The 8,971-nt window shown below is 68.0% G+C and carries 7 protein-coding genes; all 7 read right to left on the bottom strand.

Annotated elements, in window-relative coordinates:
• A partial coding sequence (locus B1964_RS27835) for a polysaccharide biosynthesis tyrosine autokinase (RefSeq protein ID WP_253194244.1) occupies positions 1 to 1,122 on the bottom strand: 1,122 nt, incomplete at its 3' end.
• The gene (locus tag B1964_RS27830; protein ID WP_079932131.1) at positions 1,088 to 2,521 is read right to left on the bottom strand and encodes a hypothetical protein; all 1,434 of its coding nucleotides are present in this window, start codon (positions 2,519 to 2,521) and stop codon (positions 1,088 to 1,090) included. The genes B1964_RS27835 and B1964_RS27830, both read right to left, overlap by 35 nt.
• Positions 2,508 to 3,911, bottom strand: a complete 1,404-nt coding sequence (locus B1964_RS27825; RefSeq protein ID WP_079932130.1) for a hypothetical protein — start codon at positions 3,909 to 3,911, stop codon at positions 2,508 to 2,510. The genes B1964_RS27830 and B1964_RS27825 overlap by 14 nt, the downstream gene beginning before the upstream one ends.
• Complete coding sequence (locus B1964_RS27820) at positions 3,908 to 5,017, bottom strand: polysaccharide pyruvyl transferase family protein (protein ID WP_079932129.1); 1,110 nt, start codon at positions 5,015 to 5,017, stop codon at positions 3,908 to 3,910. The genes B1964_RS27825 and B1964_RS27820 overlap by 4 nt, the downstream gene beginning before the upstream one ends.
• On the bottom strand, positions 5,014 to 6,075 hold the full coding sequence (locus B1964_RS27815; protein ID WP_253194246.1) for a glycosyltransferase family 1 protein: 1,062 nt from the start codon (positions 6,073 to 6,075) through the stop codon (positions 5,014 to 5,016). Before B1964_RS27815 ends, B1964_RS27820 begins: the two co-directional genes overlap by 4 nt.
• Positions 6,076 to 6,089: 14 nt before the next feature.
• Positions 6,090 to 7,157: a glycosyltransferase gene (locus B1964_RS27810; RefSeq protein ID WP_079932127.1), complete on the bottom strand. Its 1,068-nt coding sequence runs from the start codon at positions 7,155 to 7,157 to the stop codon at positions 6,090 to 6,092.
• 173 nt (positions 7,158 to 7,330) lie between these two features.
• A complete protein-coding gene (locus B1964_RS27805; protein WP_079932133.1) occupies positions 7,331 to 8,851 on the bottom strand; it encodes a sugar transferase in 1,521 nt (506 codons plus the stop codon).
• Positions 8,852 to 8,971 lie beyond the last annotated feature (120 nt).

Here is an 8,971-nt window from a genome sequence, read left to right as displayed (position 1 = left end):
GGGGGGGGGGGGGGAGCCGACGAGTTCGGCCGGATTGGGCGGCACGGACCCGGCGGCGAGAATGCTGAGCCGCTCGGTGCCGCTGGGCTGGACGAACTCCATGATCGAGCCCTCGCCGCCGAGGTAGTCGGTGAGGCCGACGTGCGGGTTGATCTCGAGTGCGGTGGCCACCGCCGGGCGACGCAGGTCGGCGTCGACGAGGATCACCGTCTTGCCGGCCTCGGCGAGGCAGCGTGCCAGGTTGACCGCGGTGGTCGTCTTGCCCTCGGCCGCACCACCACTGGTGATCAGGATGGCGCGGACCGGGTCGTCGACGTTGGCGAATGCGAGGTTGGTTCGCACCATCCGGAAGGCCTCGGCAAGCGCGGAGGCGCCCTTGTTGAAGGGCACCAGACTGGTGTCGCGCAGGTCCGTCGAGAACGGCAGCGACCCGAAGATCAGGCTCGACCCGATGTCCTCGAGGTCGGCGGTGGAGGTGACGGTGCGGTCGAAGCGGTTCTTGACGAACAGCACCACCAGGCCCGCCACGATGCCGATCAGGAACGCCAGCAACGTGTCCCGGACGGGTTTGGGTGAGACGGCCTGGGTTTTGCTCTCGGCGTGGGTGACCGGGGTGACCTTGGCCAGTGGTTGACCGCCTGCCGCCGGACTCTCCAGGGTCGCCACGTATCCCGACAGGCTGTCGGCGACCGCGTTGGCGATCTGCGCGGCCTTCTCCGACGAGCCGGCGTCGGCACTGATGTTGAGCATCACGGTGTCGGGTTTGGCGGAGGTCTGCAACGCCTCACGCACCTCGTCGCGGGTCATCCCGAGGTTGCCCTGGCTGATGGCCCGGTCGATGACCTCGTCGGAGGAGGCCAGTTCGGCGTAGGAGGCCACGCGCTGTTGGGAGGCGAGCGATCCCTGATAGGCGGTTTGCGCCGAGGCCTCCGATCCGGATGTCACGTACACCGCAGCGGTGGCCCGATAAACCGGGCTCTGCAGCATGGAGTACCCGAAGCCGCACAGGGCGACCACGATCCCGCAGGCCAGGACGATCCACCAGCCACGGCGTACCGCGTCCAGCACGGGAGCGACCCGTCCTGGGTCATTCGTGTCCACCGACACCGACTCGACTCGCATGGTTGCTACCTCTCTGGTTGACGCTCTTCTGGAAGCGACCGACCGCGTCATCGCGGTTGGCTCGCAACGGTTGTGGGGATGGGGGCGATGCGGGCGCACCGGCGGGCACGCGGGAGAACAGCAGCGCGAACAGTGACGCGATCAGTACCCACGACATGGCGATCATCGCGACGAAGGCACCGGTGACCGAGCCCAGCCAGGCGCCGAGGGGGCAGACGATCAGGGCGAGCGCCCCGACCATGGTGCGCACCCGCACCACCGACCAGGTCTGGCGCGCGGCACGCACCAGCACTCCGGGGACGGCTTCCATCGCCGCAGAGAATCGGGCCAGGCCACCGATGAGGATGAACGGTGCGGCGTGCGCCCAGGTGTCGCCGAGCAGCGCACGGCCCAGCGAGTCGGGAAGCATCAGCAGGATCAGCATCGAGGTGCCGATGGTGACGGCGATGGTCGCGGTCATGCCCACGGTGTCGGTGCCGATGTCGGCGCGGGTGAGCCGGCCGCGGGTGACGATGTGCGACAACACCACGCTGCGCAGGTAATTCGTGACGACGTTGGTGAGTCCGTAGATGACGATGACGCTGCGGAAGGCGGCGACGTCGGCGACTCCGGACACCGCGGCGATGACGAACACCAGCGCCCATTGCAGCAGCGCACCCCACACCGACTCGTAGAAGAAGCTACCCAGGTACGGGCGCGCCGTCGTCACCCATCGGCGCAACGGGTGCACCGGTATCCCGCCGCGGATCAGGTGGATGACCAGGGGCACAACGGGTGCGGCGAACATCACCAGGATCGCTTGATCGGCGCTGCCGCCACCGGCGAGGGTTGCGGCGAGCAGCGACAGTTGGGCGATCGCGACGACGACGTCGAGCAGCAGCAGTGAGGCGGTGTCGAGCCGGGAGATGTAGACGAAGCGCAGGGTGTCGTAGCCGAGGATGATCGGCGAGACCACCAGGCACAGGCAGCAGATCTGCACCAACCGGTTGTCGATGACGGCAAATCCGATGCCGCCGAGCACAGCCAGGATCAGCGGAACGATCAACGAGACCCACACGACTGCGCGGCGGAGGTCGCCGGCATCGATGTCGTTGTCGCCGTCGCCGTTGTGCCCGTTGCCGTTGCTACCGCCGCTCTTGTCGCCACCGTTCTTGTCACCACAGAGGACGACGAGCGGTTCGCCGGTGACTGAACGCGCCATCGCCGTGAGCGCCTGGTAGAACACCATGGCTCCGGCGAACAAGCCGAGTTCGGCGGTGTCGAGGTAGCGGGCGGCGATCACCAGGAACAAGAAGCTGGCCATGCTGACCACGGCCTGGTCACCGGCACCGAAAACCATCGCCCGGGCCCGTGGGCCGGGCCGGGACAGCTTCTGCCGCAGCGACTTACCCGGACGCATGGATCTCCCGGCGTTTCGGCCCGGGCAGCAGGACGGCGATCACCAACAGCGCCAACAGGATCGGGATGAACCGGCCCTGGGACCAGTAGATGATCCGGGACACCTCGAGCAGACCCATGATGGTCAGCGAGTAGGCCAGCAGCGACACGAGGCTGCCCTGGGTGGCGCGGTAGAACAGGTAACCGACGGCGAGGCCGAGGAGAAACCAGTACAGCATCGAGAGCGGTGTGCCGAGGTCGGCGTCGGTGATCAGGAAGGTGCCCTGGTTGTTGAACTCGGGGTTGGCGCTGTTCTCCAGCATCATCTTCCACCACTGTTGGGGGTCGAGTCCGGCGATCTCGGGTCGTCCGGCGATCATCGACATCCCCGGCCCGTCCCACACTGCGGCAAACGAGTAGTACGGGTCGTGTGGTTTGCCGGCGACGGCCGCGTGGTACATGGCGCTGTTGTTGGCGGTGGTGACGTAGTAGCCGGCCAGTCGGGTGGAGATGTATTCGGTGAAGCTCGTCGTCACGATGTTGCGGTAGTACAGCCAGCTGCGGGAGTATTCGAACACCGCGAACAGACCCCAGATGGCCGGGATCGCGAAGAACGGTGCGGTCTTTCGCATCACGCGTTCGATGGGTCCGCCCCGCGCGATCTGTGCGCCCGGCGCCGTGCCCGTGCGCATCGGTTGCACCGCGAAATACAGGAAGATCAGCGGCAGGCCGACCTCGATGATCGCGAGGCGTTCGCCGTAGAAGAACGAGCGGTAGACGGCCAGGGCGACGAGGACCACCATCTGCCAGGTGTAGGCGCGCACACCCATGCGGCGCAGCATCATCATCACCCCGGCGGCGACTGGCCCGAGTTGGGTGAAGGTGGTGATCCCGGCGACCGGCGGGTTCATCTTCTTCAGCGCGCTGATCGCGCCCTCCTGCAGGGTGATCACGTTGACGAAGTCGGTGACGGTGGTCCCGCGCAGGAACGACAGGGCGATCCAGATGCCGTATCCGAAGAGCGCCAACACGAATGCGCCGACGGCGATCGCCCGCAGCCGCGCCACGGCCGAGGCACTGACCCGCACGATCGTCACCCCGGGCCGCACCCGCAGCGTGAACACCGCCAGACCCACCAGCAGGCTCAGGCCCGACAGGAAGCCGGTCATCCCGATGGTTGCGTCGATGTAGCGCGGGGTCTTCCACAGGGTGAATGCGCTCGTCGGGATCAACGCAGCCGAGATGGGCAGCAGCGCAACGAAGATCGCGGCGATCCACAGCGGGTGGAACCACCACGGGATCATCAGGCGGAAGCCGTGTTCGCCCGGCGCCAACCCGGCCGGCGCGCTGCGCGACTGCTCCGCCCGGCCGGGTGGGCCGGCCTGCGGTGCGGCGAGGTCGGGTGCCGTCATCCCGGATGCCCCGCCAGTGCGTGGAGTTCGGGAGTCAGGCCGACGCTGGTGCGCAACCGGTCCCGCAGTTCGCGCCACCGGGCGCGGTGGGCGTCGGCGCGCTGGGCGAGCAGTCGGTCGTAGGTCGCGCGTTCGGCGGGATCGTCGAGGAGTCGGGCGACCTGTTGTTCCACCACGGCCGGGGTGAAGCTGCGGAAGTGGTGGACGTAGGCGTCGAGCCCGAGGTCGGCGAAGGCTCCGAAACCCTTGCGTTCGTAGGCGAGGTGGATGACGTAGTGGCCGGCTTCGAGGGCCATCAACGCGGCGTGCAGGCGCATCGCCACCACCACGCGTGGTTCGGCGCGCGGGTCGAGGAGTTCACGCGGGGTGAGGATCTCGGCCGGGCCAAGTGATTCCATGACGGTGGTGTCGTTGTTACCGGCGACCGCGCTCTGCACGTAGCCGTCGAATTTGCCGAGCATCCCGGCGAGTTCGGTGACCGGACGCGGCAGCGTGCCGCGTACCGAGCGGACCGAGAGCACCACCCGCGGCATGGTCGTGCGGCCCGGGGCCGCGGCGTCGTCGGTGCCGCGGTCGGCGACCGAGCCGCTGATGATCGCGACGTCGGGGATGCGTGCGATGTTGGGGGCGGTGCCGAGTTCCTCGATGCTGCGGTCGTCGCGCAGGCATACGGCGTCGAGTGATCCGATCATGGTGCGTACCAGGCGTCGTGCGGCGCCGCGGCTGGGTCCGATGCTCTGGGGGAGGTACACCGTCGGGGTGTGGGTGCGGCCGGCGGCCAGCAGTTGTGGTCCGTGCACGATGGCGGTCTTGGCGGATTCGACGCCCGACCCGAATCGCAGGTACCCGCCGCCGACCCCGACGACGAGGTCGTAGGCGTCGAGGTTGCGCAGTACCTGCAGGTAGCGGCGCGCCTCGCCCAGTGATCCCGGTTTGCTCGACACGCACCGAAGGCCCAGATACTGAAAGGATTCCGGGTATGCAGCGACGAGGTCGATGTCGGTGTCGGGGCCGAGTGCCTCGGTGATCAGGTCCACGGCCCGGTCGACGAGCATGCCGTCGCCGAGGTTGTCGGAGCTGTAGCAGTGCAGCAGAGCGACTTTCATGTCAGTAACTCCTCGTAGACAGCCAGGTGCGCCTCGGCGCTGCGCTGCCAGTTGAACTGTCGGGCCCAGTCACGTCCGGCGTCGGCGAGCCTCGTGCGGGTGTCGCCGTCGGCGACTGCGGCCAATGCGTCGGAGATGCCCGCGGCGATGGCCGACTCGTCGATCTCGGCGAGTTCGAAGGCGGGACCGGCCACCTCGGCGAGCGCGCCGCGTCGCGAACACAGCACCGGGCAGCCGTGCGCCAGCGCCTCGAGGACCGGTAGCCCGAAACCCTCGTAGCGGCTGGGGAACACGAACAGCCGGCAGTGACGCATCAGGTGTTCGCGTTCGGAGTCGCTGACGAATCCGAGGTGGACGACCCGGGGTGAGTTGGCGATCTCGGCCATGATCGCGTCGGCGGCCCAGGCCGGTTTACCCGCGATCACCAACGTCACCCCGGCGGGGACGTCATCCATGGCGCGGATGAGCGCGGCAATGTTCTTGCGGGGCTCCAGGTTTCCCAGATACAGGATGTAGTCGTCGAGGTCGCGGACGGTTGTGCGGACCGGTGGGTCGGTGTCCGGGCTGTCTGCGCTGTTGGGCCCGCTTCCGGTGTGCTCGATACCCGTGTGCTCGGTACCCGTGTGTTCGATGCCGTGGTAGATGACGTCGATGCGGTTCGGGTCGACGTCGAAGACTTCCGCGACGTCGATGGCACTGGCCTGCGAGACGGTGATGACGCGGTCGCAGGAGTCGATGGCACGCGCGACCCGGGTACGCCAGATCCGTTCGGCCATCGGGGTGCGGCCGGTGTCGATCCATCTGCTCGCCACGCCGTGGACGGTGACCACCGACGGCACGCGGGTGCGCACCAGCGGGCCGGTGTCGGCGACGTAGTGGACGAGATCGAGCTCGGCGGAATGGATTCCGGCTGCGGTCTCGCGCACGGTGTTGGCCAGGGGGTGGCCGAGTCCGCCGAATCCGTCGACGGTGTGGCCGCGGTCGCGGAGTTGCCCGGCCAGCGACCGCGCGTAGGTCGTGTTGCCGCCGACGTGGCGGTCGAGGATGCGCCTCGGCATACCCACCCGCACCGCTAGGCTCCCTCGGCGAGGCAGGCGTCGTAGCAGTCGACGAACGCCTGACGCTGCTTGGTCTTGTTCATCGTCGAGAGCACGCGCACGGTGCGGTCGACGACCTCGTCGTGGTAGTCGTCGTCGGCGACGATGTGGTGGATCTGATCGGCCACCTCGGTGACCGTCGATTCGCAGACCAGTGGGGTGCCGTCGAAGCAGGGGATGTCGCGGACCACGGTGGGGATGCGGTAGCTCGCGGCGTCGAGGACCGACAGCGGAAACCCTTCGTACAGTGCGCTGTGCACGTAGACGTCGATCGATCGGAGCAGCGCGTCGAGTTCGTCGTCGCCGACCCAGCCGGTCACCGTCACCCCGTTGTGTTCGAGCAGTCGCCTGGCGTCGGGGTCGCCGTCTCCGATCCAGATGAGCTCGGCGTCCTCGTGTTTGCGCTGTAGTGCCTTGGCGAGCTGGGCGAAGAACCGCGGGTCCTTCTGCGGGCAGATCCGGCCGATCATCGCGACCCGGGCCCGCTCATGCCACGGCTGTGTCGCGGTGCGCAGCGGGTCGGCGGGTTCGCGGTGCGCCGCGTTGGGTACACGCACCACCTGGGCGCGGCCGAGGCGGACGCCGATCATGCTGCGCGCCACCGACTCCTCCTCGGGAGTCAGCACCACCATGGTGTGTTTGCGCAGGCTCAGCAGTTGCTCAGCGGCGCGGAACACGCCTTGTTTCCAGCCGGCGCGTTGCGGGTCCTGCAGCACGAAGCAGTGTGGCTGGTAGATCGTGTGCACCGGCAGGGCTGCGGCGCGACAGAAGAATCCGGCCCAGCTGGAGTGCGCATGCACCAGATCGGGTTGCAGTTGATGGGCCCGGGTGCGCAGGTCGCCGATGGCGCGCAACGGGTCTCGGGAGAGTTCGGTGACCGACGCGAACTCGGCGGCGCCGGAGCCGACCGATCCGCCCGCGGCCAGCAGATGATGCTCGTATTGCGGGGTCAGCGAGACGATCTTCTCCACGGCCCGGCTGATGCCGCCGTCATAGACGTTGGTGGTGTGCAGGATTCGAGGCGTGTGGGTGGGGTACGACATCGGGTTCTCGTTTCTCGAAGCGTCGGTCTGGATGTCGGTGATGTGTCTGGCGGTGGTGTGTCTACTGGGGGTGGGAATGGACCGGACGGCGTCGGCGGGTACTCGCGGGGGTGGGGTTACTCAGCACCCGACGGCGCCGTCCGGGGTCTTGGGGCGTCCAGGTTGGGGGGTGATCAGTAGGCGCCGGTCTTGTCGAAGACCGCCCGGACGGTGCGCCACAGGATCAGCACGTCTTGCATGATCGACCAGTTCTCGACGTAGGAGAGGTCGAGGCGGATCGAGTCCTCCCAGGACAGATCGGAGCGGCCCGACACCTGCCAGAGCCCGGTCATCCCGGGTTTGACCAGCATGCGTCGTGCGATCCGCCCGTCGTACTGCTCGACCTCGTCGGGCAGCGGTGGGCGCGGGCCGACCAGGCTCATCGTGCCGCCGACGACGTTGAACAGCTGGGGCAGTTCGTCGAGGCTGTAGCGACGGATGATCTTGCCGACCCTGGTGATTCGCGGGTCGTCACGCATCTTGAACAGGACGCCGTTGCCTTCGCTGCGGGCGCGGAGATCGGCTTTGACGCGGTCGGCGTCGACCACCATCGACCGGAACTTCCACATCTGGAACGGCGCATTGTTCACCCCGATGCGGGTGGCCCGGTAGAAGATCGGGGCGCCGGTGTCGAGGACGATCGCCAGCGCAACCAGGCACATCGCCGGCGCCAGGGCCAGGATCAATACCGCAGCACCCACCCTGTCGACGAGCGCCTTGCGGAATCGGTTGGCGCCTTCGTAGCGGGGTTTGTCGATGTGCAGCAATGGAAGTCCGGCAACCGGGCGCACCGTGAGTCGGGGGCCTGCGACGTCGGCGACGCCGGGGGCGACGAGCATGTCGACGTCGACGCGCTCCAGACCCCAGGACAGTTCCTGCATGGCGTCGGGGCCGAGGACCTCGGCCGAGCTGACCGCCACCACCGATGCGTCGGCGGAGTCGACGGCCGCCAACACGTCGTCGAGGTCACCGTGGACCGGGATCGCATGCTCCCCCACCTCGATGTGTGGGGGCAGCGGCGCGACGGTGCGCGGGAGGCACACCCCCACGACGTCGTACCCGAGCTGGGGTGTGTGGGTGAGCCGGTGCACGAGCGATGTCGCGGTGTCGCGGCTGCCGACGACCAGGAGCTTCTCCATGTTCAGCCGGTTGCGGCGTTGACGAGACAGGTTGCGGCGCCACAGATATCGCGACACGAGCAAGGCGACGGTGCCCAGCGGCAGCGCCAGCAGCAGGAAGCCGCGGGCGATCTGCAGCCGGAAGATCTGGTCGACGATCGCCAGTGCGCCGAAGACGGCGAAGCAGGCCGTGGCCACGCGGCTGTATTCCTGCGGGCCGGACCCGACGACGCGACGATCCAGCGCGTGGTTGGCACGTAAAGCTATGAGCCACAAGATGATCAAGATGAGGGCCACGCTGGTGGCCGGGATCTCGACCTGTCCGCGCTGGCCGAACGGGTTGCCGGTACCGAACCGGAGAAGGTGCGCGACGGCGACCGCGGCGATCACGATGACCGCGTCGGAGATGGCCAGCCGGGCCAGGTACTTCTTGCTCCATTGGGGGCGACTACGACGTGCGCCGATGTCGGGATTGCTGTCTTGTGTTGCGTCTGAACTCCACACGTTCAGCGCCGATGCTTGCCCTGACGGACTCACCACACCTCCCACGATCAGATCTCGGTGGGGCGATGTCGGCCGAACGGTCGCGTCACCGCCACCGCCGGCCTCCTCGCGGCCCGGCCTCTTCGCCGAGCCAGCCCGCACGTTGCTTGCGCG

Origin of the sequence: Gordonia sp. i37 (assembly GCF_002043085.1) — a bacterium.
Taxonomy (GTDB): Bacteria; Actinomycetota; Actinomycetes; order Mycobacteriales; family Mycobacteriaceae; genus Gordonia; species Gordonia polyisoprenivorans.
The sequence above is the reverse complement of the archived record's forward strand: the minus strand, read 5'-3'. Positions and strand labels throughout refer to the sequence as shown.